Genomic DNA, 25,982 nt, shown 5'->3' with positions numbered 1-25,982 from the left:
GACGGTTTCTGTACGTCAGCTCTTCTCGAACCGGAAGCCGACGCCCCGGACGGTCGCGATGTAGCGGGGGTTGGCGGCGTCGTCGCCGAGCTTCTTGCGGAGCCAGGAGATGTGCATGTCGAGCGTCTTCGTGGACGACCACCAGGTGGTGTCCCAGACCTCGCGCATCAGCTGGTCGCGGGTGACGACCCGGCCGGCGTCGCGGACCAGGACCCGCAGCAGGTCGAACTCCTTCGCGGTGAGCTGGAGCTCCTCGTCGCCCATCCAGGCCCGGTGCGATTCGACGTCGATCCGTACCCCGTGCGTGGCGGGCTGCGGGGCCGGGTCGGTGGCGCCGCGCCGGAGCAGCGCCCGGACCCGGGCGAGGAGTTCGGCCAGGCGGAACGGCTTGGTGACGTAGTCGTCGGCCCCGGCGTCCAGGCCGACGACGGTGTCCACCTCATCGGCGCGGGCGGTGAGCACCAGGATCGGCACGGCGTGGCCCTCGGCGCGGAGCCGTCGGGCTACTTCGAGGCCGTCCATCCCGGGCAGGCCCAGGTCGAGCACGACCAGGTCGATGCCGCCCTGGAGGCCGGCGTCGAGAGCGGTCGGACCGTCTTCGCGGACCTCGACCTCGTAACCCTCCCGACGCAGGGCGCGAGCCAGCGGCTCCGAGATGGAAGCGTCGTCCTCGGCGAGCAGTACACGGGTCATGGAGTGATGGTAGTCCGCATGGGGCGGCCACCGGGAGGTGATCCACAAGGCCTGTAAATCTGCACCCCATTCGGAGGGCTGCCTTGGAATATGCGATTTGGTTGCAGCTGAACCTGTGATCCATCTCTCAAGTCCTTCCATATCGACCACCGTCGTGTCGTATGGTGACTCGACGCCTGTTGCACTACTCAAAGACCTTTGGGCAGCTTTAAGCGCCAAGGGTCTCTTTTGTGCACGGACTGGTAACTGCCAGCCCTGACTTCAGTGAATGACCTGTGGCCGGGCCCGGAGCGCAAGGATGTGCGCCGGGCGTGGATCCCGATGCAGCTGGTCCCCCGACTCCGGTACCCGCTCCGCACACCGTGCGGAGTCCGGAGCGAATCCCTTCTCAGGCGTGAGGGGTGGGGCGTTTGCCGCGTCGGTGCCGGCCTCCCCCCACCGGGCGCGTCACGCTCACGAAGCGCCGCGTCCCGAGCAAGCAAGGATCGACCATGGCGTCCAGCCTGACGAAGGACTCCGCCGGCACGGCTGGCTCGGAGAAGACCTTCTTCGGCCACCCCCGCGGCCTGGCCACTCTCTTCATGACCGAGATGTGGGAGCGCTTCAGCTACTACGGCATGAGGGCCCTGCTTCCCCTCTACCTGATCGCTCCCAACGGGCTTCACCTGAACCCCGCCACGGCCACGGCGATCTACTCGGTCTACGTGTCGCTGGTGTACCTGCTCGCGATGCCCGGCGGCTGGTTCGGCGACCGTGTCTGGGGCCCCCGCAAGACGGTCGCCATCGCCGGTGCGGTCATCATGATCGGCCACCTGACGCTGGCGCTGCCCTCGCAGGGCACCTTCTTCGCCGGTCTCGGACTCGTCGCCATCGGCTCCGGTCTGCTGAAGTCCAACATCTCCACGATGGTCGGCCACCTCTACGACGGACCGGACGACCCGCGCCGCGACGGTGGCTTCACGGTCTTCTACATGGGCATCAACGTGGGCGCCTTCGCCGCCCCGCTGGTCATCGGCACCATCGGTGAGAGCGTCAACTGGCACCTGGGCTTCGCGCTCGCCGCGGTCGGCATGGGGCTGGGCCTCGCCCAGTACCTGCTCGGCACCCGCCACCTGAACGAGCGCAGCCTCGTCGTCCCGAAGCCGCTGTCGGCCGCCGAGCGCGCCGGCACGCTGCGCAAGGGCATGATCTGGCTGGCCATCGCGGCCGTCTTCTACATCGTCACGGTCGTCACCGGCGTCTACACGCTCAACTGGATCCTGGTCCCGATCACCATCGCGGGTCTGGTCATTCCGGTGATGGTCCTGACGCGCATCAAGCGCGACAAGGAGCTCAGCGCCGCCGAGCAGTCGAAGATGTCCGGCTACATCTGGTTCTTCGTCGCCGCCGCCATGTTCTGGATGATCTACGACCAGGGCGGTTCGACCCTGGCGATCTTCGCCGCCGGCTCGGCCGACAACAGCGTCCTCGGGTGGGACTTCCCGGTCTCCTGGTACCAGTCGGTCAACCCGGTCCTGATCATGGCGCTGGCCCCGGTCTTCGCCACCTTCTGGCTGGCGCTGAACCGGCGTGGCAAGGAGCCGAGCACGATCGTGAAGTTCAGCTCCGGTCTGCTGCTGGTCGGTGCGTCGTTCTTCCTCTTCCTGATGCCGCTGACGATCGCCACGGACGGTCACAAGGCCGCCGCGATGTGGCTGGTCGCGATCTACTTCGTGCAGACCGTCGCCGAACTGACGCTGTCCCCGGTCGGTCTCTCCGTCACCACGAAGATGGCTCCGGCCAAGTACGCGAGCCAGATGATGGGTGTCTGGTTCCTGGCCGTCACCGCCGGTGACTGCACCACGGGTCTGCTCTCCATCGCGGGTGTCGGCCTGAACGGCACCGGTATCGTCGCTCTGCAGGCCACCCTCGCGGCGGCCGCGGGTGTCGCGATCTTCATGTACCGCAGCAAGGTCAAGCAGCTCATGGGCGACGTGCACTGAAGCACTGAAGCGCTGAAGGGCCGCTGCACCGGATCGTCGGTGCAGCGGCCCTTCGCGTTTCCGCGGCTCAGCTCACCGGGTGCCGCGCAGCCTGCGCCACGGGGTGAACGTGAACACGGCGCCGCCCAGCAGGATCGCCGTACCGGCGACCAGGCCGAGTGCGCGCAGGGTGCCGTTGTCCTCGGCCCCGGTCTCGGCCAGTCCGCCTCCGGAGTCCGTACCGCCGCCGGTCATGGCGCCGCCCGTGTCCGAGCCGCCCACGGCCCCGCCGGGCTGGGACGAGGTGTCCAGCTCCAGGGAGACCGCGACACCGGCGGGCGGGGTGCAGGTCGTCGTCGTGCCGAGCGCCTTCACGGTCAGCACGCCCGGGCTGAGGGTGGACCTACCGCTCGCGCCCGGCTTGTACGTACCCGTGAGATCGGGGATCCCGATCGGTTTGCCGGGCTTGATGGGCTCCTTGTTGGTGGGGCCCTCGACATGGACCGTGCCCTTGTCGGCTCCGCCGAGCTTGACCTCCATGGAGGGCTTCACCGAATCGGCCGGGATGTCGGCGGGGCTGTCCATGACCGACTTGCTGAACTTCACCGTGAGGTCGAAGCTGCCGCCGTTCTTCTTCGCGTCGATCTTCACCGGGGAGGTGGCGTTCTTGTCACCGATCGGGGTCTTGCAGGCGTACGCGACAGACACCTCCTTGCCCTCGAAGTCGGTCTGACCACCGCCGCCGCTCGACCCGGCCGTGGTGCCGCCGGAGTCAGTGCCTCCGGTGTCCGTACCGCCGGCCGTCGTGCCCGCCGTCGTGCCGCCCGCCGTGGTGGAGCCCGCCGTGGTGGAGCCGGTGGTCGTGCCGCCCGCTGTCGTGCCGGTGGTCGTGCCGCCCGCTGTCGTACCGCCGCCGTCCGTGACCTTGATCGTCGCGCCCGGCTGGACGGTCTCCTTCGGGGAGCACTTGGTGTCGGTGGAGATCGGCTTCGACACGTTGATGTTGTACGCGTCCGGCGTCAGCGTGATCTCACCGGCCTTCTCCAGCTTCAGCGTGCCCTTCATGTCGGGCAGCACCATGGCGCTGTTCCTGGGGATCGGCGGGTTCTGCCGTGGCCCTTCCATCTGGAGCGTTCCCGTGGCCGCACCGCCGACCTCGATGGTGCCGGTCGGCTTGACCGTGTCCTTCTCCAGGTCGAGGACGTCGGGGTTCCTGGAAGCGGCCTCGACCGTCTTCCACACCACCTCGACGCTGTCCCCGACCTTTGCCTCGGCGGGCGCGGTCAGCTGCACCTCGGTCGTGCCCTGCACGGGAGGCAGTCCGGAGATGGACGGCGGTATGCACTCCGTCCTGTACGAGACGTCGGCAGCCAGGGCTGGGCTCGCGGCCAGCAGGATCCCCGCGCCGCCGAGCATCAGCGCGACTCCGGCCGCGCTCATCCTCCGTTGCGTGCTCACGAATGTCCCTTCGTCGTGGGTCTGTTCTCCGACGGTGCGGAATCCGGTGTGAACCACGGCAGCGCGGCCGTGGTGGTCGCGCCCGGGGCGGGTCCTGCCGCGGACGCTGTCGAGGGGGTCGCCGGGGTGCGCGGTCCCCGGCGCAGCCCCGGCAGCTTCGCCGTCACGTCGGCCGGCAGCGGATGACGGTGACGACCGGCGCGGGCCGGGGTGTACGCGGCGCGGGGCCGCACCTTGTCGACGATCGCCATGCCGATACGGAACACCGCGGCCGGTACGACGACGCAGAGCAGGATCCAGAAGAGCGTGACGCCCCAGGGGCGGCCCACCCCCCACGGCTGTTCGGCCAGTGTTTTCGCCCCGTACCGCAGGGAGATCCGGTAGTCGCCGTGGGCGCCCGCCGTCAGTTCGACCGGCAGTCCGATCTGTGCCTTGCGGCCGGGCGCGATGGTGCCGCGCCACTGCCGCTCCTCCCACTGCGGGGCGAAGACGCCGTGCGCGGTGCCGACCCGGAAGACCGGGTCCTTGACCGGCGCCGAACCGAGGTTGCCCACGGTGAAGACGAGCTGCCGGGAGGGCGGGGCGCCGAACCAGGTGAGGATTCCGCTGTCGCCCTCCAGCCGGGTGGTGGCGAGCACCGCGAGCTTTCCGCCATCCGTCTGTTCCGGCAGTGGGGCGACGGGGTGTCCGGCGACGACGAACCCGGCGTCGGCGGCTGCCTGTTCCCCGGTGACCGTCGCGACATGCACCACGCAGGGACACGGCTTGGGCGGTTCGGAGACCGGCATCTTCTTGCTGAAGGCGCCCTTGGCGTCGGTGGTGACGGCGCGTCCGTCGGCGTTGGCGCAGGAGTTGGTGGAGCCGATGACGCCCGTGCCGGGCGCGGACTGTCCGCAGATCAGCATCATCAGCAGGGTGTTCGGCCGCCATCCGGTGCCCTTGACGGTAATGTCGCCGCCGTTGCCCGCCTGCTGCTCGGAGAGGGTGACCGCGGGCTTTCCGTCCGCCGCGCGGGCGCCGGGCGCGGGCAGAAGCAGCAGGGCGGGCAGCAGCGCGACAAGGAGCGCGGCGGCCCACCGGTGGCTGCCGCGCCGGAGGGACGCCGGTCCGGTCTGTCGTCTCACGATTCCGCTCCCGCCTTCACCAAGTGCCTTCTCTCTGCCGTGGTTCGAGCTGCGTCGCCATGGTCCGGGCCGTCGCCGCGCGGTGGCCGGCGGTGGCTGCGCCGGAGCCGGTACGCGTACGCGCCTGCGGCGGCCGCGGCCAGGACCAGCAGGGAGCCGCCGGTCACCGGCGCCCAGGGGACGAAGACCGCCGGGGCGGTCGCCTCGCTGTGCGCTCCGCCCGCGGCGGTGACGCGGAGCCGGACGGTGGCGGAATCGAGGGCGGGGGCGTCCCGCCACGGTTCGGTGAGTTTCACCCGCTGTCCGGGCAGCAGGTCCACCGGCAGGTTCCGCGCCTCGCGCCGCAGCAGGGTGCCGAAGACCCCGTCCGCGCTGACGGCGAGGCGTGGGGCGAGGGCCGCGTTGCCCCGGTTGACGAGGGTGTAGTGGATGGTCCGCCCGGACACGCTGACCTCCTCGACGGTCAGCGCGGTCAGCGTGGGCCCGCTGACCCGCAGATGGACGCGTACGCCCACCGAGCGCCCGGAGCTCTCGGCGACGACCGCCCCCGGGTGGTCGCCGGGCGACGCACCTGCCGGGACGGTGACGGAGAACGGCACTTCGGCGCGGGTACGGGCGGGCACGGTCACCCGGTCCGCGGCGAGTCGGAGCCAGGCGCCGGTCCCGGTGGAGTCCTTCGTTCCGCGTACGGCGAAGTCACCGCCCTCGGCGTTGTACGCATCCGCCCCGCGCAGTCGCACGGTGACCGGGGCGGTGCCCGGGTTGGCGACGGAGAGCCGGTCCTGCAGCACAGTGCCGGGCAGTCCCTCCAGATAGAAGTACGGTCTGCCGCCGTCCTCGCCGCTCCGGGTCCCACCGCCCGCCGCGGGCTGTGCCGTCCAGTCCGCGCCGCTCCGGTCGGCGGCGGTCGCCGGGGTCGCGGAGAAGGCGCAGACGAAAGCGCACAGCAGGGCTGCGAGAACGGCTCGGGCGGCGTGACCGGTCGACGGTGGCATAGGGGCGGGCTCCCTGCTGCGTACAGAACGGGCGTGTACGTACGGACGGGGCGCGGCGGCTCCGTAGAGCTCAGCCCGCGGCCCGCTGTCCGCGCCGGGTCAGCCACAGCACCCCGGCCGCACCGGTCAGCAGTACCGTGCCGCCGAGTGTCCCGAGCGCCATCGCCGAGTCGAGCGGTCCGGTCTTCGGGAGGGTCGTTTCCGAGGTGTCCTTCGAGCCGCCCGCCGCCGTCACATCGAGTTCGAGCGACGGATTCGGACTGTTGCCCGGGGTGCAGGTCGTGGTCGTACCGAGCGCCTTGATGGTGAGCACTCCGGCGGTGAAGCCGACCTTGCCGCTCTTCTCCGGGGTGTACGTACCCGACAGGTCGCTGATCCTGATCGGGGTGTTCGCGGGGATCGCCTCGGCGTTCGCCGGTCCCGAGACCTGGACCTGGCTCGATTCGGCGCCGCTCAGCCGGATGACGGCGCTGGGCTTCATGGCGCCCTTGCCCAGCTCGACGGGGCTGGACGAGACGCCCTTCTGGAAGGACATCGTGAGCGTGTAACTGCTGCCGCTCTTCACGCCCTTGATGTCGATGGGCGACACCGCGCTCTTGTCGCCGATCGGCGTCCTGCACTTGTAGTCGACGTCCACGACCGTGGCGTGGGCGGCGGGCGCGGCCAGCAGCACCACCGAGCCGGCCAGCGCGGACGCCAGCGCGAGAGCTGTTCGCTTCGGGTACGGCACCTCAGTTCCCCTCATGCCGGAAGTCGCCGCGCGCCGCATCACTCGGACGCAAGTTACTGACGACGCATCAGATTGGGCGCTCAAGGTACGCCTGGGGCCGTATGGAGGGAAGACAAAGAGCGCGCCGATCCGGCGCGCTCTTCGGGGGCAAGAAGGAGGGGCCGCACGGCTCGACGGTTCGGGTGGTGACTACGCGGGGGCGGCCAGCTCCGCCCATACGGTCTTGCCGGGCTCGCCCGGCACCCGCTGGACACCCCAGTCCAGACAGAGCCGCTGCACGATGAACATGCCGTGCCCGCCGGGCCGGGCCGCCCGGTGCGGGGTGCGCGGCGCGGGCTGTCCCGCACCGCCGTCGACGACCTCCACCCGCAGCACCTTCGAGGTGCAGGCGATGCGAAGTTCCTCGGGTCCTTCCGCGTGCAGGCAGGCGTTCGTGACCAGTTCGGAGACGACCAGCAGGACGTCCTCGGCGGCTGCGCGCCGGTCGGCGCTCGACGCGGGGAGCCAGCCCCAGTCGTGGAGTGCCTGACGGGCGAAATCGCGGGCTGTCGGCACGATGCCGCTGACCTCCCGCAGGGGCAGCGTGCGCCACCGCCGGCCGACGGGCCCGGAGGAGGCTGCGTCGGCGCCGTCGCCCGCGCCCTCCGGCTCCCGGCCGAGGTCGCCCGGCGGATGCTGCCGGGTGGTGCTCATCAGCGCTTCACCTCACCGATTCACCATGTCGCCATTGAACAGTTACAGATACAGATAGGGGCGCAGCTGCCGATACGGATACCGGCCGCATACAGAGTGTGCGGGCCACCCGGGTCACAAGAGGTTCGCCGGGATGTCTCCTGCCCGGCCGTATCGCGACAACACCGACTTCGCCCATGCGGAATGCGTGAGGCAGGCCACACCCGGGACGGGTGAGGCTGCACTCCGGGTCACGATCAGGCGTCCAGCGCCGATTCGAGGGAGTCGTGGACGGTGAAGACCGCCTCGGCCCCGGTGATCTCGAAGACCCTCGCCACCATCGGCAGCATTCCGGCCAAATGGACCCCTCCCCCGGCCGCCTCCGCCTTGAGGCGGGCACCGAGCAGCACATTGAGCCCGGTGGAATCACAGAATTCGAGTCGCGAACAGTCGACCACCAGGCGGGTCCGCCCTTGTTCGACCGCGCTCTCCAAGGGTTCGCGGAGCAGATCGGCGGTGTGGTGATCCAACTCACCCACCGGCGTCACTACCTCACTGCGCCCCTCGGTCCGGGCCTCGACCTGAAGTCGACCCCGGTTCGCACTGCCGACCGTCTGGCGGTCCATGCCCGTCCCTCTTCGCCGTTCGTCACTGCCTGCGTCACCGTGCGCGCCACCCTCTGTGATGGCGCGTGCGGTTGCGTGTGTAGCTGTCGCTGACGTTCGTAAAACACTACGCGTTCCGTGCGGCACACGGTAGCCGAAGACCCCAACAAATCGGACATATGGCCTCAATTGGCGGTTGTATCTGCACGTCAGGACCGGGTAAGGGTAGAGGGACACCCGAAACACGACCGGCTTTGGAGGCGCCGCTTCACCGCAGGAACACGTATGGGCATCGGCAGCCATATGCCGAGAACGATGGAGGAGACCATGTCACCCCGGCTCGACGGACCGCGTACCCACATCGCGACGTCAGCATGTCCTCAGGGACTGACCGAATCAGACTCCCCCGCCGCGGTCGCCGTACCCGCTCCGCGCCGCAGCACCAGCAGCACCAGCGACATCGGCAGCGCCAAGGGCAGCGACGGTCTCGAAGGACTTCCCGAGATCCCGCCGTACGACGAAGTGGGCGCACTGGACGCCAGAGCGCTGTCGAAGACACTCTTCGCGCGGCTCGAATCCCTCGAAGAGGGCACCCACGAGTACGCGTACGTACGCAACACACTCGTCGAACTGAACCTGGCCCTGGTCAAGTTCGCCGCCTCACGGTTCCGCTCCCGCAGCGAACCGATGGAGGACATCATCCAGGTCGGCACCATCGGCCTGATCAAGGCGATCGACCGGTTCGAGCTGAGCCGGGGCGTCGAGTTCCCGACCTTCGCGATGCCGACCGTCATCGGCGAGATCAAGCGATTCTTCCGCGACACCAGTTGGTCCGTGCGCGTCCCGCGCCGACTGCAGGAGCTGCGGCTCGACCTGGCCAAGGCGGGCGACGAACTCGCCCAGCAGCTCGACCGGGCGCCCACCGTGGGCGAACTCGCCGACCGCCTCGGACTCACCGACGACGAGGTCGTCGAAGGCATGGCCGCGAGCAACGCGTACACCGCGAGCTCGCTCGACGCCAAGGCCGAGGAGGACGAGACCGAGAGCGCGCTGGCCGACCGGATCGGCTACGAGGACCACGGCCTCGAAGGCATCGAGTACGTCGAGTCCCTGAAGCCGCTGATCGCCTCGCTGCCCGGTCGCGACCGGAAGATCCTCTCGCTCCGCTTCGTCGCCAATATGACGCAGTCGGAGATCGGCGACGAACTCGGCATCTCCCAGATGCATGTTTCGCGGCTGCTCTCCCGGACGCTGGTCAAGCTCAGGAAGGGCCTGACGCTGGAGGAATGATCCCGCCGTCACCCGCGCCCCCGCGGGACCACTTGCGGAAGGACCTGTCCCGGCAAAGGGCAGGTCCTTCCGCATTGTTGACGAAGTGCCACGGACTGGGCCACATGGGGCGAAGGTTCCGGGGGGAACACACATGGTTCATATGGCTCCATCCGGTCCCATGGCTCATGGGGAGAGCGGACCGACGGCCTGGTCGGCGGCCTGCGCCATCCACGGATGGAGGACGAGTCCGGGACGAGGCCGGAGATATCGCTCAGAGGGCGCGTTCGCCGCGCTGCCGGACCGCCTGGACCAGGGGGACGCCCGGCCGGTAGGCGAGGTGGACATGGCTGGGGGCGTCGAGGAGGACCAGGTCGGCGCGGGCACCCGGGGAGATGCGGCCGATGTCCGTGCGGCGCAGGGCCGCTGCGCCGCCCGCGGTGGCGGACCAGAGGGCCTCATCCGGAGTCATACCCATGTCGCGTACGGCCAGGGCGATGCAGAAGGGCATGGACGAGGTGAACGACGAGCCCGGGTTGCAGTCCGTGGACAGCGCGACGGTGGCGCCCGCGTCGAGGAGGCGGCGGGCGTCGGGCCAGTTCGCGCGGGTGGAGAACTCGGCGCCGGGGAGGAGCGTGGCGACGGTGTTGCCCTGGGCGAGGGCGTCGACGTCCGCGTCGGTGAGGTGCGTGCAGTGGTCGGCGGAGGCGGCATCCAGCTCGACGGCGAGCTGGACGCCGGGGCCGTGGGTGAGCTGGTTGGCGTGGACCCGGGGGTGCAGGCCCTTGGCCATGCCCGCGGTCAGGATCGCGCGGGCCTGGTCGCCGTCGAACGCGCCCTTCTCGCAGAACACGTCGACCCAACGGGCGTACGGGGCACAGGCGTCGAGCATCGGCCCGGTGACCAGGTCGACGTACCCGGCGGGATCGTCGGCGTAGTCCGGGGGGACGACGTGGGCGCCGAGGTAGGTGACCTCGTCGGTGTGGCGGGCGGCGATGCGCAGGGCGCGGGCCTCGTCCTCGACGGTGAGCCCGTAGCCGGACTTGGTCTCGAACGTGGTGGTGCCCTGGCGGAGCGCCTCGGCGAGATAGCGGACGACGTTGGCGTCCAGCTCGTCGTCGGTGGCGGCGCGGGTGGCGGCGACCGTGGTGCGGATACCGCCCGCGGTGTAGGGGCGGCCGGACATCCGGGCGTTGAACTCCTCGGTGCGGTCGCCCGCGAAGAGGAGGTGGGAGTGGGAGTCGACGAATCCCGGGATCACCGCGCGGCCGCCCGCGTCGACGGCGTTGTCAGTGGCGGGTGCTTTGCTTGATTCACCGGTCCAGACGACCCGGTCGCCCTCGATGACGACGGCCGCGTCCAGGATCAGGCCCAGGGGGGAACCGTCACCGAGGGAGGGGTCGTTGGTGACCAGACTGGCGATGTTGGTGATGGCGGTCGTCGTCATCGGGGGACTGCTCTCCTTGCGAGGGTCCGGGGTCAGCCGTGCAGGACGGCGATGGCCGAGGCGAGTACTGCGGGGACGTCCTCGACGAGCGTGTGCTGCCCGTCGCGGACGATGTGCCGGCCTGCCACGACCGTATGACGCACATCGGCCGCGGAGGCGGCGAATACGACTGCTTCGGCGGCCAGTCGGGGCACCGGTCCCGCTGTTCTGACGGAGTCCAGGGCGACGGTGGTGAAGTCGGCGAGCGCGCCCGGTTCCAGGGTGCCGGCGTCGGACCGGCCGAGGGCGGCGTGCCCGTCGACGGTGGCGGCGCGCAGCAGTGCGGCTGCCGTCCAGTGGCCGCGGGTATGGGTGCGCAGACGCTCGTTGAGCTCCATCGCGCGGGCCTCTTCGAAGAGGTCGATCACGGCGTGGCTGTCGCTCCCGAGGGAGAGCGGCGAGCCGGCCCGCTGCAGGGCGACGGCGGGTCCGATGCCGTCGGCGAGGTCGCGTTCGGTCGTGGGGCACATGCAGGTGCCGGTGGCCGAGACGCCGAGCAGCGCGATGTCCTCACTGCTGAGGTGGGTGTTGTGGATGCCGGTGGTGCGCGGGCCGAGGACCCCGTGGTCGGCGAGGAGCCGGGTGGGGGAACAGCCGTGGGCGGCCTGGCAGGCGTCGTTCTCCGCGGTCTGTTCGGAGAGGTGGACATGGAGGGGCGCCTGCCGCTCCTCGGCCCACTTCGCCACGGTCGCGAGCTGCCCGGCGGGCACGGCGCGTATGGAGTGCACCGCCGCGCCGATCAGGGCGTGGTCGCTGCCCTTGAGCAGGGAGGCGCGTTCGGCCCAGGCGTCCGCGGTGGTGTCGGAGAAGCGCAGCTGGTGCTGGTCGGGCTTCCGGTACTGGCCGGCCCGCTGCCCGAATCCGGCGGCGAGATAGGCCGTGTCCAGCAGGGTGATCCGGATCCCGGCCGCGTCGGCGGCGGCGATCAGGGCTTCGCCCATCGCGTTGGGGTTGTTGTACGGGGCTCCGCCCGGCGCGTGGTGCAGATAGTGGAACTCGCCCACCGCGGTGATGCCTGCCAGCGCCATCTCGGCGTACACGGCACGGGCCAGGTCGTAGTACGTATCGGGGGTGAGCCGGGACGCGACCTGGTACATGAGCTCGCGCCAGGTCCAGAAGGTGCCGGAGCCGACCTGGACGGTGGAGCGCAGGGCGCGGTGGAAGGCGTGCGAGTGGGTGTTGGCGAGACCGGGCACCGTGAGCCCGCGCAGCACGGTGGCGCCCGGCGGCGGGGCGTCGACGCCGGTGCGGATCCCGGCGATCCGCCCGTCGGCGACGTCCAGGGTGACGCCCGGCTCGACATGGGTGCCGAGCCAGGCGTGGGACATCCAGAACGTGGCGGTGCGGCGCGCGCCCGTCGGTGTCGTTGTCAGCTGCACGCGAGACCTTCCAGTACATCGGCGAGTGCGATCACCCCGGCGGTGCAGTCGTCCTCGGCGGCGTACTCGGCCGGCGAGTGCGAGATCCCGGTGGGGTTCCGTACGAACAGCATGGCGGTAGGGACCGAAGCGGACAAAATGCCCGCATCGTGTCCGGCGCCGGTGCCGAGGACGGGCACGGCGCGGCCCGCGTCGCCGCCGCCCCGGCCGGTCAGGATCTTGCCGAGTTCGTCGCGCAGGGCGTGCTGGAACTCCACGACGGGCGTGAAGGACTCCCGTACGACATCGAGGTCGATGCCCGCACGCTCGGCGTGCTCCCGGGCGGCCCGCTCGATGCCGGTGACAACGGCGTCGAGGGTGTCCTGGTCGGCGGCGCGCGAATCGAGCCAGCCACGGACGAGGGAGGGGATGGCGTTGACGCCGTTCGGCTCGACGGCGATCTTCCCGAAAGTGGCGACGGCGCCGGTGAGCTCCGCCTCGCGGCGGGCGGCCAGCACGGTCTCGGCGTACGTGAGCATCGGGTCGCGCCGGTCGACGAGCCGGGTGGTCCCCGCGTGGTTGGCCTCGCCCCGGAAGTCGAACCGCCAGCGGCCGTGCGGCCAGATCGCGGAGGCGATACCGACGGGGTCACCGGTGAGGTCGAGGGAGCGCCCCTGCTCGACATGGAGCTCGACGAACGCGCCGATACGGGCCAGCCGTTCGGGGTCCGGGCCGATGGCGTCGGGGTCGTACCCGGCCGCCTCCATGGCCTGCGGCAGTGTGATGCCGTCGCCGTCGCGGAGCTGGTGCGCCTTCTCGACGGTCAGCTGACCGGCGGCGAGCCGGGACCCGACACAGGCGAGCCCGAACCGGGCCCCTTCCTCGTCACCGAAGTTGGTGATGGCGAACGGCCGGGTGAACTCGGCTCCTCTGCAGCGGAGTTCGTCGAGCGCCGCGAAGGAGGAGACCACACCGAGCGGCCCGTCGAACGCGCCACCGTCGGGCACGGAGTCGAGGTGCGACCCGGTGACGACGGCGTCGTCACCGAGCGGATCCCCGAGCCAGGCCCACTGATTCCCGTTCCGGTCGACCTCGTACCCGAGCCCACGCGCTTCGGCCTGCTCCCGGAACCAGACCCGGCAGTCGGCATCGGCACCGGTCCAGGCGTACCGCCGGTATCCACCGCTCTCGGGGTGGCGTCCGATGGGGGCAAGTTCCTTCCACATGGCCTGGAAGGACGGCTGCCCGGCCCCTCCCGGTCCCTGCGGACCATGGGGGAGGGCGGGCGCCGGGGAACCCTCGGCGCCCACGGAACCGCTTCCGCCCGGCAGGCTCACTGCCCCTCCGTCATGGGAACCCGCACGCCCTTGTCCGCGGCAACGGACTCCGCGATGTCGTACCCCGCGTCGACGTGCCGGATGACCCCCATCCCCGGGTCGTTCGTCAGCACCCGGCGGATCTTCTCGCCCGCCAGCTTCGTACCGTCGGCCACGGTCACCTGACCGGCGTGGATGGAGCGCCCCATCCCGACGCCGCCGCCGTGGTGGATGGAGACCCAGGAGGCGCCGGACGCCACGTTGACCATGGCGTTCAGCAGGGGCCAGTCCGCGATCGCGTCGGACCCGTCGAGCATCGCCTCGGTCTCGCGGTACGGGGACGCCACCGACCCGCAGTCCAGGTGGTCGCGGCCGATCGCCAGCGGTGCGGCCAGCTCGCCGGAGGCCACCATGTCGTTGAACCGCTCACCGGCGCGGTCGCGCTCGCCGTAGCCGAGCCAGCAGATCCGGGCGGGCAGCCCCTGGAAGTGGACGCGCTCGCCGGCCATCTTGATCCACCGGTGCAGCGACTCGTTCTCCGGGAAGAGTTCGAGCATCGCCTTGTCGGTCTTGTGGATGTCCGACGCCTCGCCGGACAGCGCGGCCCAGCGGAACGGGCCCTTGCCCTCGCAGAACAGCGGCCGGATGTACGCGGGGACGAACCCGGGGAAGTCGAATGCCCGGTCGTAGCCAGCGAGCTGGGCCTCGCCTCGGATCGAGTTGCCGTAGTCGAAGACCTCGGCCCCGGCGTCCATGAAGCCGACCATCGCCTCGACGTGCTTGGCCATCGCCTCGCGTGCCCGCTGCGTGAAGTCGGCGGGCTTCTCGGCGGCGTACGAGGCCATGTCGTCGAAGTCGACGCCGATCGGGAGGTACGCGAGCGGGTCGTGCGCGCTGGTCTGGTCGGTGACGATGTCGATCGGGGCGCCCTCGGCGAGCATCCGGGGCAGCAGCTCCGCCGCGTTGCCGAGCAGCCCGATGGAGAGCGGCTTGCGCGCGTCGCGCGCTTCGGTGGCGAGCTGGAGCGCGTGCTCCAGGGAGTCGGCGCGCACATCGAGGAAGCGGTGCTCGATGCGGCGCTCGATGGCGCGCGGGTCGCAGTCGATACAGATCGCGACGCCGTCGTTCATGGTCACGGCGAGCGGCTGGGCGCCGCCCATGCCGCCGAGCCCGGCGGTCAGGGTGATCGTCCCGGCCAGCGTCCCGTTGAACTTCTTGGCGGCGACGGCGGCGAACGTCTCGTACGTGCCCTGCAGGATGCCCTGCGTACCGATGTAGATCCACGACCCGGCCGTCATCTGGCCGTACATGGTGAGCCCGAGCGCCTCCAGGCGGCGGAACTCCTCCCAGTTCGCCCAGTCGCCCACCAGGTTGGAGTTGGCGATCAGGACGCGCGGCGCCCACTCGTGGGTCTGCATGACACCGACCGGGCGCCCGGACTGGACGAGCATCGTCTCGTCCTGCTTGAGCGTCTGCAGCGTGCGCACCATCGCGTCGAACGAACGCCAGTCGCGGGCCGCCTTGCCCGTGCCGCCGTAGACGACGAGCTTGTCGGGGTGCTCGGCGACCTCGGGGTCGAGATTGTTCTGCAGCATGCGGAGGGCGGCTTCCTGCTGCCATCCCAGGGCGCTCAGTTCGGTACCGCGCGGTGCCCGTACGGGGCGGGGTCCTGACATGGCAATGCCTCCTCGCGACTGTGTTGCTTCTATTCACATCCTGCTGCTCTGAATACTTGTAGTCAACAGGCGCGCCCGAAAGACCTGCCCCGAAGACGGGATGCGGCACCGCACGCGGACAGAACATGACAGGGGCGGCAGCGGGTCCGACCGTTTCCGATCGCCTTCCGCATGTACCAATGGAAAATGCCAGAACTCCCAACTGGGGCGGGCACGTTGCGTAGCCTCTGGGTCACAGCCGCACGTCAGGTCGGGAGGGAGTCCGCGTGCCCGGAATCGACGAGTGCCTGCTCGAAGTCATGAGGCTGCCCGGTGCCCGCGGCGCCGCGGTGGTCGACTGGACGAGCGGTCTCGCCCTAGGCACCATCGGCGACTCGCCCAACGGCGATCACGAGGCGACCGCCGCCGAGACGGCCGAGGTGGCGCGCATGGCGGTGGAGCAGCCCGTGTTCGCCCTCTCCGTCCCGGAACCCTTAACAGGCCCGGCCGGGAACGACGTTACCGCGACGGGCACCGCGCCACCGGTGGAAGACGTCATCGTCACCACCCGCGCCGGCTACCACATCATCCGATTCGTCGAGACGGCCTTCGACAGCAGCGTCTTCCTGCATCTGTGGCTCGACCGCTCCGACGGCAACCTGGCGCTGGCCCGGATGAGGCTGGGCGAGATGGCGGAGCGGCTGGTCCTGGCATGAGAACCACCGCGCCCGAGAGAACACCTCCCGCGAGAACCTCACCCGAGAGAACGTTCCCCGTGAGAGCAGCCTCCGCCCTCTCCCCCGGCCCCTGTCCCGTCGCGCCGGCGCCGCGTACTCGACCTGGTGGACGGAGTACGTACGGCATCCGACATCGCCCAGCACCTGGGCCGCTCGGCGTTCCACATCCTTGTCGACCTTCGGCGGCTCACGGCCGCGGACTGGTCGAAGCGGTCCGGCAGACGGCGGCCCCGTCCGCCTCCGCTCCCGGCCGGATCACACTTCCCGAGGTCACGGCCGACCCCGACGTCGCCCTGCTGCGCCGGCTCAGAGACGCATTGGAGGCCCTGCGATACGCGCGCTCAGACAGCGTGCCGGGAGGAGACAGCTGATGGTTCCCGAGGCCGAAGTCCAGGACGTCCTGGACGAACTCCAGCGGCTGCGGGCCCGGGTGCCGCTCCTCGCGGGCGCGCTGGCGGCCAGCACCGACGGCCTCGTCCTGGCGCAGGACACCCCGGGAGTCGAGGCGGAGGGCGTGGCCGCGCTCACCGCGGCCGCGCTCGGCGTCGCGCTCCGGATGGCGGAGGCGACCGGCCGGGGCGGCTTCCGCGAACTGCCCGTACGTGGTGATACCGGCTACATCGCCACGTACGCGGCGGGCTCCTCCGCCGTCCTCACACTCCTGGCCGAGGACCGGATCAACGTCGGCCGGCTCCACCTGGAAGGCCGCCGGGCGAGCGCCCGGATCGGCGAACTGGTCGACGCCGCACTGACACGCACCGCACAACCCGTGCCGGCGCCGCATGCCCCGCGCCCACGGACCCCACCCCCCGGCCCCCTCCCGCACCGCATGTAGCACCAGTCGCCCCGCACCAGGAACGCCAGAAAACGGAGCCGGTCACCTCGGCCTGCAAGGAAAGGAAACGAGCGCTCATGGCCAACACCGAAGCGTCACTCAAGGAAGCAATGACGTCCATCGAGGGCACCCTCGGTGTCGCACTCGTCGACTACACCAGCGGCATGGCGCTGGGCACCCTCGGCGGCAGCAAGGACTTCAACCTGGAGGTCGCTGCCGCGGGCAACACGGATGTCGTACGCGCCAAACTCCGCACCATGGAACATCTCGGCATCAAGGATGAGATCGAGGACATCCTGATCACCCTCGGCGCCCAGTACCACCTGATCCGGCTGCTCAAGGCGCGCGGCAACAACGGTCTCTTCCTCTACCTGGTGCTGGACAGCGGCCGCGCCAACCTGGCGATGGCCCGCCACCAGCTGAAGCGGATCGAGACCGAACTGGAGGTCTGACCTCCGCGGGACGCCCTCAGCGACGCCGCGCCCCACCGGGCGCGGCGTCGCCCGCCACCGGCCCGGTCGTCCGGTACGCCGCGACCTGCTTGCCCGCGGGCCGCCCCTTCTCCACCCAGTCGGTCCGCATCCAGTACAGGACGTCGTCCTTCCGCTCCCGCTGCCCGATCCGGATGGACTTGGCCCAGAGGCCGGCCCCCGCACCCGCAAGCATCAGCCCACCGGCGCCGGGCAGCAGGAATCCGCCGGCGATCGCCACGAGAAACCCGTCCAGCCGCAGCCCCGGCGTCGGCGTTGCCGTCACCGTCGGCACGACCTTCCGCCCGCTCCCCCGGGCGCCGGCGACAGCCTCCGGGCGCTCACCCCGCCGGGCAGCCCGGCAGCCACATCCCGTGCGTCACGCCCTCATTCCACGAACAGCCCGCGCGCCGCCGCCCGCGCGTCGAACTCCTCCAGCCGCACCTGCGCGTCCGGCAGGTCGTCGCACATCGCCTCCAGCAGAACCCGCCCCAGCAGCATCGGCGCGCACGCCGTGTCGAAGGCGAGTCCGGTGCCGACTGCGGCGGGAATCAGCAGGTCGCTGTGTTTGGCCACCGGGGCGAACGCCGAATCGGCGACCGACACCACGGTCAGTCCCTGCTCCTGGGCGTACGCGAGCGCGTCCACGACCTCCTTGGGATGGCGCGGCAGCGCGAAGCAGACCAGTGCGCTCGCCCCCGCCCGGCACGCGGCGTCGATCCGGTCGTGCAGCATGCTGCCGCCCTCGTCGAGCACTCGCACATCCGGGTGGACCTTGGCGGCGAAGTAGCCGAAGCCCCGCGCCTGCGAGGAGGCGGCGCGCAGCCCGAGCACCGGCAGCGGGCGCGACGCGGCGAGCAGCCGCCCCGCCCGCTCGACCGGAGTGGGGTCGGCGAGGAGTTCGGCGAGGTGCTGCAGGTTCTCGATCTCTGCGCGGACGGCCTGCTGGTACTCGTTGTACGTGTCGGCGGCGGTGCCCGCACCTCCCTCGACGGGTCCGGGCGCGACCTCCCGCAGATGCCTGCGCAGCGCCGGATATCCGTCGAACCCGAGCGCGACGGCGAACCGGGTGACGGACGGCTGGCTGACCCCGGCGAGCTCGGCGAGCTCCACACTCGACAGGAACGGGACGTCCCCGGCCCTGCGCACCATCGAGTGCGCGATCCGCCGCTGGGTGGGCGTGAGCCGGTGCCCCTCGAAGAGCTGCTGCAACCGCGCGGCCGGGCTGCTCCCGTTCATGCTGTCCCCCTAGGTGCTCGTACTGGTGAGATCGGTGTTCCACAGGTCCGTGCAGCGGTCGAGCAGCTCCCCGGCCGCCGCCTTCACATCATCGGTGAGCGGCCGGTCCGCGAACTCCCCTTCGAGCAGCGAATCGGCCAGCGCGAACGCCCGCCCGACCGGCAGAGCGGGATCGGGCCGCAGATCGCGCAGCTGCAACGCCCGTACGGCGGAGACGAGTTCGCAGGCGACGACCTGCCGGTAGGCGCCGCACACGCGCAGCGTCTGGCGGGCCGCCAGCGAAGCGAAACTCGCCTGCTCCTCCACGCCCCGGGACAGCACGGCGTGGCCGAGCGAGGCGGGCGCGGCGTACGCCCGCAGATCTCCGAGGGCGGCTCCGGCCGCGTACTCCAGGATCATCACGCCCGAGGAGGCGGGTTCACCGTCGGCGAGGAAGGGCCTCAGCCGGGTGAAGGACGGCTCGTTGAGCGCCGAGAGCCGGGAGGTCGAAAGCCGTGCGACCTGCACGACAGCGAGCCTGAAGTGATCCAGTGCCAGGGCGAGTTGGGCCATGTAGAAACCGCCGTGGTGGTAGGCGGCGGGGCTGTCGTTGAGACCGGCGTCCGGGCAGATCAGCGGGTTCTCGGCGGCGGCGTTGATCTCGATGGCGAGGACCTGTTCGAGCGCGTCGGCGGCGTCCTGCGCGGGCCCGTGGATCTGCGGCAGACAGCGGAAGCCGTACGGGTCCTGGATCCGGCCGAGCGGGGGTCCCGGGCGGTCGGGGGCACCGAGCAGCTGCCGCATCCGCGCCGCGACCCGGTACGAGCCGGGGTGCGGACGGGCGGCGTGGACCGGTTCGGCATACGCCTCGTACGAACCGTCGACCGCGAGCAGTGAGAGCGCGGCGACCACCTCGGTGGCGGTGACGAGCCGGCGCAGCTCGTCGAGCGCGAGGGCGGCCTGACCGAGGGTGAGGGCGTTGCTGCTGATCAGGGCGAGGGCGTCGTTGTTGTCGAGCGGCTGGGGTTCGGGGGCGGCGCCGGGCCCCTGCCAGGGGTGTTCCCCGGCCAGCGCGAGGCCGGCCTGGGCGAGGGCGGCGATGTCCCCGGTGCCGACCGAACCGAACTCGTTGACCACCGGGTGCGCCCCCGCCTCCAGCGCCTCACAGAGCGCGGTGACGACGGTGGGCCGCAGCCCGGCGCCGCCCGCGAGCAGCTGATTGGCGCGCACGGCGAGCATCGCGCGGACCTCGCGGGCGGGCAGCGGTTCGCCGATGGCCCCGGCGTGGCTGCGCAGCAACCGCAGCCCGTGGTCGGCGGCGGCCTCGGTCGGGACCTCCTCGTTGCGATTGGCACCGACCCCGGTGGATCGCCCGTACACCCGCCCGGTCGCGGCGAGCTCCCGGGCGGCCGCCCAGGACCGGTCGACCCGCTTCATCGCGTCGGCGCCGGGCACGGGCCGGGCGGCGCCGCGGGCAATCCGGACGACATCGGCGACGGGGAGGGTCTCTCCGTCGAGCTCGACGACGGAGACGACGTGGTCCGCGGCCCAGCCACCGAAGGGCGAGGAGTCCATCATGTGGGACGACATCATGCGCGAACCCTCCTCAATCAGACACTGCGTCTCGTCGCTCGGGCTTCTGTAACCAGTGTTTTACCCCGAGGCATTGACAATCTATTCAGTCAAAGAGAACTCTGCATGACTATATGCAGCCGGGGCAAGGGACGACTGATGATCAAATTCGACGCAGTGAACAAGCGATTCCCGAACGGCACGACAGCAGTTCATGAGCTCAGCCTCACCATGCCGGAGGGCGGCATCACCGTCCTGGTCGGTTCGTCCGGCTGCGGCAAGACCACCACTCTCCGGATGATCAACCGGATGGTCGATCCGAGCTCCGGCACGATCACGCTCGGCGGCCGGAACATCCTCGAAGCGGACGCCGCCGAGCTCCGGCGGGGCATCGGTTATGTCATCCAGCAGGCGGGGCTCTTTCCGCACCGCACGATCCTCGACAACATCGCCACGGTCCCGCTGCTGCTGGGCCACGGACGGGGGCGCGCCCGGGCCCGCGCGGCCGAGCTGCTGGAGACGGTCGGGCTTCCGGCCGACGCCGCCAAGCGCTACCCGCACCAGCTCTCCGGCGGCCAGCAGCAGCGCGTCGGCGTGGCCCGCGCGCTCGCCGCCGATCCGCCGGTCCTGCTGATGGACGAGCCGTTCGGCGCGGTCGACCCCGTCGTGCGGACCCAACTCCAGGACGAGTTGCTCCGCCTCCAGCAGGAGCTGAACAAGACCATCGTCTTCGTCACCCATGACATCGACGAGGCGGTACGGCTCGGCGACCGGATCGCCGTCTTCCGTACCGGCGGCCATCTCGTGCAGTGCGCACCGCCCGCCGAACTCCTCGCCCGCCCGGCCGACGACTTCGTCGCCGACTTCCTGGGAGCCGAACGCGGCCTGAAACTGCTCTCGTTGAGCACGCTCGCGGACCTCCCCCGGCAACCGGCGACAACGGTGCGGGCCGACGAAACCGCCCCCGCCGGGCGCACCGACTGGCAACTGGTCGTCTCCGCCAAGGGCGAACCCCTCGGCTGGCTCGACCCGGCAGCCACCCCGCCGGGCCGGGCAGGGGACGCCGCGCTCCTCCCCGTACGGCCGCTGCGCGACACGGACTCGCTGCTCTCCGCGCTGAACGAGTCGGTCGCCTCACCGGCCGGACTGATAGCCAGGATCGACGACGCGGGCGTCCTGACCGGGGTCACCGCACGCGAGGCCGTGCACGCCCGGGCGGGCGCCGCCCACTCCGCAGCGGTCGAGTCCCCTCGGCCCGTGACGGTCCCGGCCGGAAAGAGCAGCGCATGACCATCGACTGGTCGTGGATATCCGACCACGCGAGCGACCTCGCCACCCTGACCGTCTCCCACCTCCAGGCCGCCCTGACCGCCGTACTCCTCGGCCTGCTGATCTCGCTCCCGCTGGCCGTCCTCGCCCACCGGGTACGCCCCCTGCGCGGCTTCCTCCTGGGGCTGTCGAACATCCTCTTCACGATCCCGTCCATCGCGGTCTTCGTGCTCCTGCTGCCGGTCTCGGGCCTCACCCGCACCACCACGGTGATCGGCCTGACCGTCTACACACTGGTCGTCCTCCTCCGCAACACGGTCGAGGGCCTCGACTCCGTCCCGGCGCGCACCCGTGAGGCCGCCAAGGCGATGGGGACCCGCCCCCTGCGCATCCTGCTCACCATCGAGCTCCCCCTCGCCCTCCCCGTGATCATGGCGGGCGTACGGATCGCCACGGTCATGTCGATCTCGCTGGTCAGCGTGGCCACATACATCGGCGACGGCGGTCTCGGCCAGCTCTTCACCGACGGGTTCCAGCGCAACTTCCCCACCCCGGTGATCGTCGGCATCGCCCTGACCCTGCTGCTCGCACTGGTCGCGGACGCCCTGCTGGTCGCCGTGCAGTACGCGCTCACCCCCTGGAAGCGGAAGAGGGCCTGACATGTACGAACTCTTCGCGGACCTCGGCACCTGGCTGACCGACGCCGAGCAGTGGCAGGGCCCGGACGGCATCGCCCACCGCCTCACCGAGCACCTCCAGTACTCGCTCCTCGCCACCCTGATCGCAACGGTGATCGCCCTCCCGATCGGTCTGCTCATCGGCCACACGGGGCGCGGCGCCTTCCTCGCCATCAACCTCTCGTCGTTCGGCCGGGCGCTGCCCACGGTCGGTCTGGTGGTGCTCGTCTTCCTGGCCAGCGGGCTGTCGATGACCCCGGTGTACGTGGCACTGGTCGCGCTCGCCGTCCCGTCGATCGTCACCAACACCTACGCCGGCATGACCGCCGTCGACCCGGAGGTCAAGGACGCCGCCCGCGGCCAGGGCATGCGCGGCCACCAGATCCTGTGGCAGGTGGAACTCCCCCTCGCCCTCCCCCTGATCATGACCGGCCTGCGCCTGGCCCTGATCCAGGTCGTCGCCACCGCCACGGTCGCCGCGTACGTCAGCTTCGGCGGCCTCGGCCGGTACGTCTTCGACGGCCTGGCCCAGCGCGACCTCGTCCAGGTACTGGGCGGCGCGGTCCTGGTGGCGGTCGTGGCCGTCGTCCTGGACCTGGCCCTGTCCGGGCTGCAGCGCATCCTCTTCCGTCACCGCACCGCCTGAGGAGACCACCCATGACCCGCACTCCCCGCAGCACCTCCCGTCGCTCCCTGCTGGGCGGCCTCCTCGCCGCGGCCGCAGTCCCCGCACTCGCGGCCTGCGGCAGTGGCATCACCTCGCTGGACGGCCAGGGCGGCGGTGGCACCGGCAGCGGCTCCAGCGCCGGCGGCATCACCATCGGCACAGCCAACTTCACCGAGAACCAGGTGCTCGGCCACCTGTACGCCGAAGCCCTGCAGGCCGCCGGAGTGAAGACGAAGGTCCGCGCCAACCTGGGCACCCGTGAGATCCTCATCCCCGCCCTCGAGGGCGGCGACATCGATCTGCTCCCCGAGTACCAGGGCGCCCTCCTGCACTACCTCGACCCGAAGGCGAAGGCCACCGAGGAGGGCGAGATGCAGAACGCCCTGGCCATCGCCCTCCCCAAGGGCCTCCAGATCCTCCCGTACGGCATGGCGGAGGACTCGGACGCCTTCGTCGTCACACCGGGCACCGCCAGGAAGTACGGCCTGACCTCCCTCGCCGACCTGGCGAAGCAGAACGGCAAGCTGGTCATCGGCGCGGCCCCCGAAGTGAAGAAGCGGACGGTCGGGGCGGTCGGCCTGAAAGACGTGTACGGAGTCGAATTCAAGGAGTTCAAGTCGCTGGACTCCTCCGGCCCGCTGGTCAAGGGAGCCCTGAAGAAGGGCGATGTGGACGTCGCCAACCTCTTCACCACCGACACGGACATCACCGCCGAGGGCTGGGTGGTCCTCACCGACCCCAAGAACCTGATCCCCGGCCAGCACGTGGTCCCCCTGATCGCGGACCGCGCGGCGGACTCCACGGTCCGCAGGGCACTGGCCCGCCTGGGCGCCACGCTCACCACGAAGGACCTCACGGAGCTGAACCGCCTGGTGGACAAGGACAAGAAGGACCCGGAGGACGTGGCGCACGACTGGGCCGCGGCGCACGGTCTGGCAGAGAAGTAAGAGAAAACCCACGACCCGGTCACCCGCGACGCGGTCGCCCACGACATCAAAAGCTTTAAGAACCAGGGAAATTACCGTTCCTAACCAGTGTGCGTGAGTGAGTCTTGGACCCACTGTTGCGTACTGGGTGCATCCCGAACGGTTGTGGATGCACTGGGTTCCCGCGTTCGCTTCCCGCTCGGCACCGGCCCTCCAGGGGGCCGGTCCGTTGTGGGTGGGCGGGTTCCCTCACGCCCCCGGGCGTCCGGTCCGGCCTGGACGGTCCGATGCCCCGCACGATCGCTCTGGTCGTGCGGGGGCGGTGCCGTCCTTCCCCAAGCTCTCAACTCCGTTCGAGCAGGGGATACCCCATTCCGGATCGGGTGCCCGAGGGCGCGTCGTCCGATCGCGATACTGGCGGCGTCGTGACGGGACATTGTGCGGTGCGGGGTGGCCAGCGGTTTCTGCCAGTGCTGGGCACCCCACTGGGAGGTGTAGGCGGGGTCGACCGCGACAATGCTCAGGCCGTGTTCGGCGGCCATGGACACCAGCCGGGCCTTGAGTTTCCCGGTGGGCATGCCGGAGATGAGCTGCCGGAACGGCTTCCGGCGGCCGTGCTTCTCCCGAGTCTTCTCGGCGGTGAAGTCGAGGTCTTCGATCCCGATCGCGGCGACCCCGACACGCCTGGCCCAGTTGATCAACCGGGTCAGGGCGTGGCGGATCTGTGCGTCGCGGTGGCCGGCGGTGCCGGACAGGTCGTAGGGGAAACGGTGCGGCCCGCCGATGGGGTTGCCGTGCCGGTCGAGCCGGTAGGCGGCGAAGTGGTCGGCGTTGGTGTCGACGCCGACCATGCCCCGGGCACGGGCGGTCTCCAACGGGATGGTCCGGACGACGGGGCGCTGCCAGGAGGCGGTGAGATACCAGCGTCCGCGATCCGTATCGAGGTGGATGCGGTAGGCCACAGCCCGGTTCGCGGCGATGCGGTCGGCCCACTCCGCACCCCGGTGCGCGAACGCGATACGGCCGGTGAGGGTGTACCGGCCGTGCCTGGCGTTGGCCAGGTGCGCGAGCGGGGCAGGCAGTTTGATGCTGACCTCGCCGTCCGGGGTGACCCGGATCGTCTCGTTCCCGAACCGCTTGCCCGACTCACCATCAGCGGCAAGAAACCAGCGTTCCGCCTCCCACCGTTGCCGCCACTGCTCCTCGGTGAGCTGGGCCTGGGCGAGGTGGTGGCGGGTGTTGAGGAGACGCTTACCGCCCCGTACCACCCGCACCCGCCCGGCCTGCCATTCGGCAACAGCAGCCGTGTGCCGCGCCTCCAGTGACGCGAGACGGCGAGATTTGCGGAACCACTCGTTCCTCGACCGGTAGCCGCCCGCAGCCCGCTTCGTTCCGGGCGCACCGATCGGGAGGGACAGGCGGTGCCGCAACGTCTTGATCCCAGCATCCAGCCTCTGGACGTGCGCCGCCTGACAACGGCGGGCGAGTGCCCACTGATCGTGCGTGGCCTTGGTGATTGCCCCCGCGATCCGCGACGACGACACCCCGGTCAGCTCCCGCTTGCGTGCCGCCCACGTGTCCGCACCGTGCTCCAGACCGTCCGCACAGCGGGCCTTGAGATCACGGGAAGCAAGCGCACCCTGATGCTCACCGACCGCACGCAGCACCCTCTCGTCCTGCGGCGTGAGGTGCCCCAGACGGTCCCGGACCGCCACCCCGCAAGGCCCGGGCACCACGAACGAGGCCGTCAGCTTCCGTAATCCATCCACCGCATCACCCCCGCCCTCAAGGCCGGACACCTGCCACCCAGCCCAACGAGCCACAGCCACCAAGGTCACCCATTCGCCCCCAGAACTCCCGTTCCCACCCCCGCAAACCCACCGCCAGGACTCACTCCCGCACGCCACCGCTCACTTCAACTCAGTAAACCGACAGCAGCTCACAACTCTTCCCAACCCCTCCAGCCTCCCACTCACTCACTCGGGTGAAGTTGGCCAACCGGGCTGGATTAGAACCGGCATCGCACCCGCCCCCGGCCCGGCAACGCCACGCCCGGTTCCCCTTCAGAACTGCGACGGCTGCGACCGCGCCTTCCGCTCCCCCACGTCCGGCCATTGCCGCAACTGCCGACCCCTTCTCGCCGGGGCCGCCTAGTAGGGCTTTGTTAGGTCCTGTGGTGGGGTTCGGGGGTTGCTGCGGGTTGGCCGCATATCGAGCAGGCGCCGGTCCAGGTGGCCAGGAGGGCCTGGAGTTCGCGGAGGACCGCGTAGAGGGTCAGGCCGGCGCAGG

General features: G+C 70.6%; 23 protein-coding genes and 2 pseudogenes. 10 read left to right on the top strand and 15 right to left on the bottom strand.

Features of this window, described 5'->3' with window-relative positions; genetic code table 11:
• Window positions 1-15: 15 nt before the first annotated feature.
• Window positions 16-693: a response regulator transcription factor gene (locus ACWD6R_RS19715; RefSeq protein WP_389669823.1), complete on the bottom strand. Its 678-nt coding sequence runs from the start codon at window positions 691-693 to the stop codon at window positions 16-18.
• A gap of 491 nt (window positions 694-1,184) precedes the next feature.
• Between ACWD6R_RS19715 and ACWD6R_RS19710 the strand changes: the two genes are divergently transcribed.
• Complete coding sequence (locus ACWD6R_RS19710) at window positions 1,185-2,675, top strand: oligopeptide:H+ symporter (protein WP_451819852.1); 1,491 nt, start codon at window positions 1,185-1,187, stop codon at window positions 2,673-2,675.
• Between the two features lie 72 nt (window positions 2,676-2,747).
• Here the strand turns inward: ACWD6R_RS19710 and ACWD6R_RS19705 are convergent, their stop codons facing one another.
• From ACWD6R_RS19705 to ACWD6R_RS19680, 6 genes are all read right to left on the bottom strand, one after another.
• The gene (locus ACWD6R_RS19705; protein WP_451819851.1) at window positions 2,748-4,094 is read right to left on the bottom strand and encodes a hypothetical protein; all 1,347 of its coding nucleotides are present in this window, start codon (window positions 4,092-4,094) and stop codon (window positions 2,748-2,750) included.
• 14 nt (window positions 4,095-4,108) lie between these two features.
• Window positions 4,109-5,236 carry a hypothetical protein gene (locus tag ACWD6R_RS19700; protein WP_451819850.1) on the bottom strand — a complete coding sequence of 376 codons (1,128 nt, stop codon included), beginning with the start codon at window positions 5,234-5,236 and terminating at the stop codon, window positions 4,109-4,111.
• A complete protein-coding gene (locus ACWD6R_RS19695) occupies window positions 5,233-6,231 on the bottom strand; it encodes a COG1470 family protein (RefSeq protein WP_451819849.1) in 999 nt (332 codons plus the stop codon). Before ACWD6R_RS19695 ends, ACWD6R_RS19700 begins: the two co-directional genes overlap by 4 nt.
• Window positions 6,232-6,301: 70 nt before the next feature.
• Window positions 6,302-6,961 carry a peptidase gene (locus ACWD6R_RS19690; RefSeq protein ID WP_451819893.1) on the bottom strand — a complete coding sequence of 220 codons (660 nt, stop codon included), beginning with the start codon at window positions 6,959-6,961 and terminating at the stop codon, window positions 6,302-6,304.
• 189 nt (window positions 6,962-7,150) lie between these two features.
• On the bottom strand, window positions 7,151-7,654 hold the full coding sequence (locus tag ACWD6R_RS19685; RefSeq protein ID WP_451819848.1) for an ATP-binding protein: 504 nt from the start codon (window positions 7,652-7,654) through the stop codon (window positions 7,151-7,153).
• A 236-nt stretch (window positions 7,655-7,890) separates the two neighbouring features.
• A complete protein-coding gene (locus ACWD6R_RS19680) occupies window positions 7,891-8,259 on the bottom strand; it encodes an STAS domain-containing protein (protein WP_451819847.1) in 369 nt (122 codons plus the stop codon).
• A 306-nt stretch (window positions 8,260-8,565) separates the two neighbouring features.
• Here ACWD6R_RS19680 and ACWD6R_RS19675 point away from each other — a divergent pair, with 306 nt between their 5' ends.
• The gene (locus ACWD6R_RS19675) at window positions 8,566-9,528 is read left to right on the top strand and encodes an RNA polymerase sigma factor SigF (protein ID WP_451819892.1); all 963 of its coding nucleotides are present in this window, start codon (window positions 8,566-8,568) and stop codon (window positions 9,526-9,528) included.
• A 253-nt stretch (window positions 9,529-9,781) separates the two neighbouring features.
• Here the strand turns inward: ACWD6R_RS19675 and hutI are convergent, their stop codons facing one another.
• From hutI to hutU, 4 genes are all read right to left on the bottom strand, one after another.
• Window positions 9,782-10,954: an imidazolonepropionase gene (gene hutI, locus ACWD6R_RS19670; protein ID WP_451819846.1), complete on the bottom strand. Its 1,173-nt coding sequence runs from the start codon at window positions 10,952-10,954 to the stop codon at window positions 9,782-9,784.
• A gap of 32 nt (window positions 10,955-10,986) precedes the next feature.
• On the bottom strand, window positions 10,987-12,372 hold the full coding sequence (locus ACWD6R_RS19665) for a formimidoylglutamate deiminase (protein WP_451819845.1): 1,386 nt from the start codon (window positions 12,370-12,372) through the stop codon (window positions 10,987-10,989).
• A complete protein-coding gene (locus ACWD6R_RS19660) occupies window positions 12,363-13,577 on the bottom strand; it encodes an allantoate amidohydrolase (RefSeq protein ID WP_451819891.1) in 1,215 nt (404 codons plus the stop codon). Before ACWD6R_RS19660 ends, ACWD6R_RS19665 begins: the two co-directional genes overlap by 10 nt.
• 107 nt (window positions 13,578-13,684) lie before the next feature.
• Window positions 13,685-15,343 (bottom strand): urocanate hydratase, encoded by a 1,659-nt coding sequence (hutU, locus tag ACWD6R_RS19655; RefSeq protein WP_451819844.1) that lies wholly within the window; start codon window positions 15,341-15,343, stop codon window positions 13,685-13,687.
• A 266-nt stretch (window positions 15,344-15,609) separates the two neighbouring features.
• On the opposite strand from hutU, the gene ACWD6R_RS19650 reads away from it, so the two are divergent.
• The 4 genes and pseudogenes from ACWD6R_RS19650 (at window position 15,610) to ACWD6R_RS19635 (ending at window position 17,346) form a co-directional block, all read left to right on the top strand.
• Complete coding sequence (locus ACWD6R_RS19650; RefSeq protein ID WP_451819843.1) at window positions 15,610-16,038, top strand: hypothetical protein; 429 nt, start codon at window positions 15,610-15,612, stop codon at window positions 16,036-16,038.
• A gap of 87 nt (window positions 16,039-16,125) precedes the next feature.
• Window positions 16,126-16,430: pseudogene (locus tag ACWD6R_RS19645) on the top strand (hypothetical protein); the annotation flags it as partial.
• Window positions 16,430-16,894 carry a roadblock/LC7 domain-containing protein gene (locus ACWD6R_RS19640; RefSeq protein ID WP_451819842.1) on the top strand — a complete coding sequence of 155 codons (465 nt, stop codon included), beginning with the start codon at window positions 16,430-16,432 and terminating at the stop codon, window positions 16,892-16,894. The pseudogene ACWD6R_RS19645 and the gene ACWD6R_RS19640, both read left to right, overlap by 1 nt.
• 77 nt (window positions 16,895-16,971) lie before the next feature.
• Window positions 16,972-17,346, top strand: coding sequence for a hypothetical protein (locus ACWD6R_RS19635; protein WP_451819841.1), 375 nt, complete (start codon window positions 16,972-16,974; stop codon window positions 17,344-17,346).
• Window positions 17,347-17,362: 16 nt separating this feature from the next.
• On the opposite strand, the pseudogene ACWD6R_RS19630 reads toward ACWD6R_RS19635, so the two are convergent.
• The 3 genes and pseudogenes from ACWD6R_RS19630 to ACWD6R_RS19620 all read right to left on the bottom strand — a co-directional run.
• Window positions 17,363-17,620: pseudogene (locus ACWD6R_RS19630) on the bottom strand (hypothetical protein); the annotation flags it as partial.
• Between the two features lie 131 nt (window positions 17,621-17,751).
• Window positions 17,752-18,603, bottom strand: a complete 852-nt coding sequence (locus tag ACWD6R_RS19625) for a MurR/RpiR family transcriptional regulator (RefSeq protein WP_451819840.1) — start codon at window positions 18,601-18,603, stop codon at window positions 17,752-17,754.
• Between the two features lie 9 nt (window positions 18,604-18,612).
• Complete coding sequence (locus ACWD6R_RS19620) at window positions 18,613-20,172, bottom strand: aromatic amino acid ammonia-lyase (protein WP_451819890.1); 1,560 nt, start codon at window positions 20,170-20,172, stop codon at window positions 18,613-18,615.
• Window positions 20,173-20,313: 141 nt separating this feature from the next.
• On the opposite strand from ACWD6R_RS19620, the gene ACWD6R_RS19615 reads away from it, so the two are divergent.
• Genes ACWD6R_RS19615 through ACWD6R_RS19600 form a run of 4 tightly spaced genes read left to right on the top strand, consistent with a single transcriptional unit; the run spans window position 20,314 to window position 23,714 of the window.
• On the top strand, window positions 20,314-21,444 hold the full coding sequence (locus ACWD6R_RS19615) for an ABC transporter ATP-binding protein (RefSeq protein WP_451819889.1): 1,131 nt from the start codon (window positions 20,314-20,316) through the stop codon (window positions 21,442-21,444).
• A complete protein-coding gene (locus ACWD6R_RS19610; protein ID WP_451819839.1) occupies window positions 21,441-22,082 on the top strand; it encodes an ABC transporter permease in 642 nt (213 codons plus the stop codon). Before ACWD6R_RS19615 ends, ACWD6R_RS19610 begins: the two co-directional genes overlap by 4 nt.
• Window position 22,083: 1 nt before the next feature.
• Window positions 22,084-22,746: an ABC transporter permease gene (locus tag ACWD6R_RS19605; protein WP_451819838.1), complete on the top strand. Its 663-nt coding sequence runs from the start codon at window positions 22,084-22,086 to the stop codon at window positions 22,744-22,746.
• A gap of 11 nt (window positions 22,747-22,757) precedes the next feature.
• Window positions 22,758-23,714 carry an ABC transporter substrate-binding protein gene (locus tag ACWD6R_RS19600; RefSeq protein ID WP_451819837.1) on the top strand — a complete coding sequence of 319 codons (957 nt, stop codon included), beginning with the start codon at window positions 22,758-22,760 and terminating at the stop codon, window positions 23,712-23,714.
• Between the two features lie 80 nt (window positions 23,715-23,794).
• Here ACWD6R_RS19600 and ACWD6R_RS19595 read toward each other — a convergent pair whose 3' ends face one another.
• Complete coding sequence (locus ACWD6R_RS19595; RefSeq protein ID WP_451819836.1) at window positions 23,795-25,462, bottom strand: IS200/IS605 family accessory protein TnpB-related protein; 1,668 nt, start codon at window positions 25,460-25,462, stop codon at window positions 23,795-23,797.
• Between the last annotated feature and the right edge of the window lie 520 nt (window positions 25,463-25,982).

The organism is Streptomyces sp. NPDC005151, from assembly GCF_053599875.1.
Note: the sequence above shows the minus strand (reverse complement) of the source record. Positions and strands in the feature narration are given on the sequence as shown.

Bases quoted from the DNA above. Each gene is read 5' to 3' on its own strand.
- ACWD6R_RS19715 (WP_389669823.1), bottom strand. From the start codon at position 693: ATGACCCGTGTACTGCTCGCCGAGGACGACGCTTCCATCTCGGAGCCG.
- ACWD6R_RS19710 (WP_451819852.1), top strand. From the start codon at position 1,185: ATGGCGTCCAGCCTGACGAAGGACTCCGCCGGCACGGCTGGCTCGGAG.
- ACWD6R_RS19705 (WP_451819851.1), bottom strand. From the start codon at position 4,094: ATGAGCGCGGCCGGAGTCGCGCTGATGCTCGGCGGCGCGGGGATCCTG.
- ACWD6R_RS19695 (WP_451819849.1), bottom strand. From the start codon at position 6,231: ATGCCACCGTCGACCGGTCACGCCGCCCGAGCCGTTCTCGCAGCCCTG.
- ACWD6R_RS19685 (WP_451819848.1), bottom strand. From the start codon at position 7,654: ATGAGCACCACCCGGCAGCATCCGCCGGGCGACCTCGGCCGGGAGCCG.
- ACWD6R_RS19680 (WP_451819847.1), bottom strand. From the start codon at position 8,259: ATGGACCGCCAGACGGTCGGCAGTGCGAACCGGGGTCGACTTCAGGTC.
- ACWD6R_RS19675 (WP_451819892.1), top strand. From the start codon at position 8,566: ATGTCACCCCGGCTCGACGGACCGCGTACCCACATCGCGACGTCAGCA.
- hutI (WP_451819846.1), bottom strand. From the start codon at position 10,954: ATGACGACGACCGCCATCACCAACATCGCCAGTCTGGTCACCAACGAC.
- ACWD6R_RS19660 (WP_451819891.1), bottom strand. From the start codon at position 13,577: ATGTGGAAGGAACTTGCCCCCATCGGACGCCACCCCGAGAGCGGTGGA.
- hutU (WP_451819844.1), bottom strand. From the start codon at position 15,343: ATGTCAGGACCCCGCCCCGTACGGGCACCGCGCGGTACCGAACTGAGC.
- ACWD6R_RS19640 (WP_451819842.1), top strand. From the start codon at position 16,430: ATGGTTCCCGAGGCCGAAGTCCAGGACGTCCTGGACGAACTCCAGCGG.
- ACWD6R_RS19635 (WP_451819841.1), top strand. From the start codon at position 16,972: ATGGCCAACACCGAAGCGTCACTCAAGGAAGCAATGACGTCCATCGAG.
- ACWD6R_RS19625 (WP_451819840.1), bottom strand. From the start codon at position 18,603: ATGAACGGGAGCAGCCCGGCCGCGCGGTTGCAGCAGCTCTTCGAGGGG.
- ACWD6R_RS19620 (WP_451819890.1), bottom strand. From the start codon at position 20,172: ATGTCGTCCCACATGATGGACTCCTCGCCCTTCGGTGGCTGGGCCGCG.
- ACWD6R_RS19615 (WP_451819889.1), top strand. From the start codon at position 20,314: ATGATCAAATTCGACGCAGTGAACAAGCGATTCCCGAACGGCACGACA.
- ACWD6R_RS19610 (WP_451819839.1), top strand. From the start codon at position 21,441: ATGACCATCGACTGGTCGTGGATATCCGACCACGCGAGCGACCTCGCC.
- ACWD6R_RS19605 (WP_451819838.1), top strand. From the start codon at position 22,084: ATGTACGAACTCTTCGCGGACCTCGGCACCTGGCTGACCGACGCCGAG.
- ACWD6R_RS19600 (WP_451819837.1), top strand. From the start codon at position 22,758: ATGACCCGCACTCCCCGCAGCACCTCCCGTCGCTCCCTGCTGGGCGGC.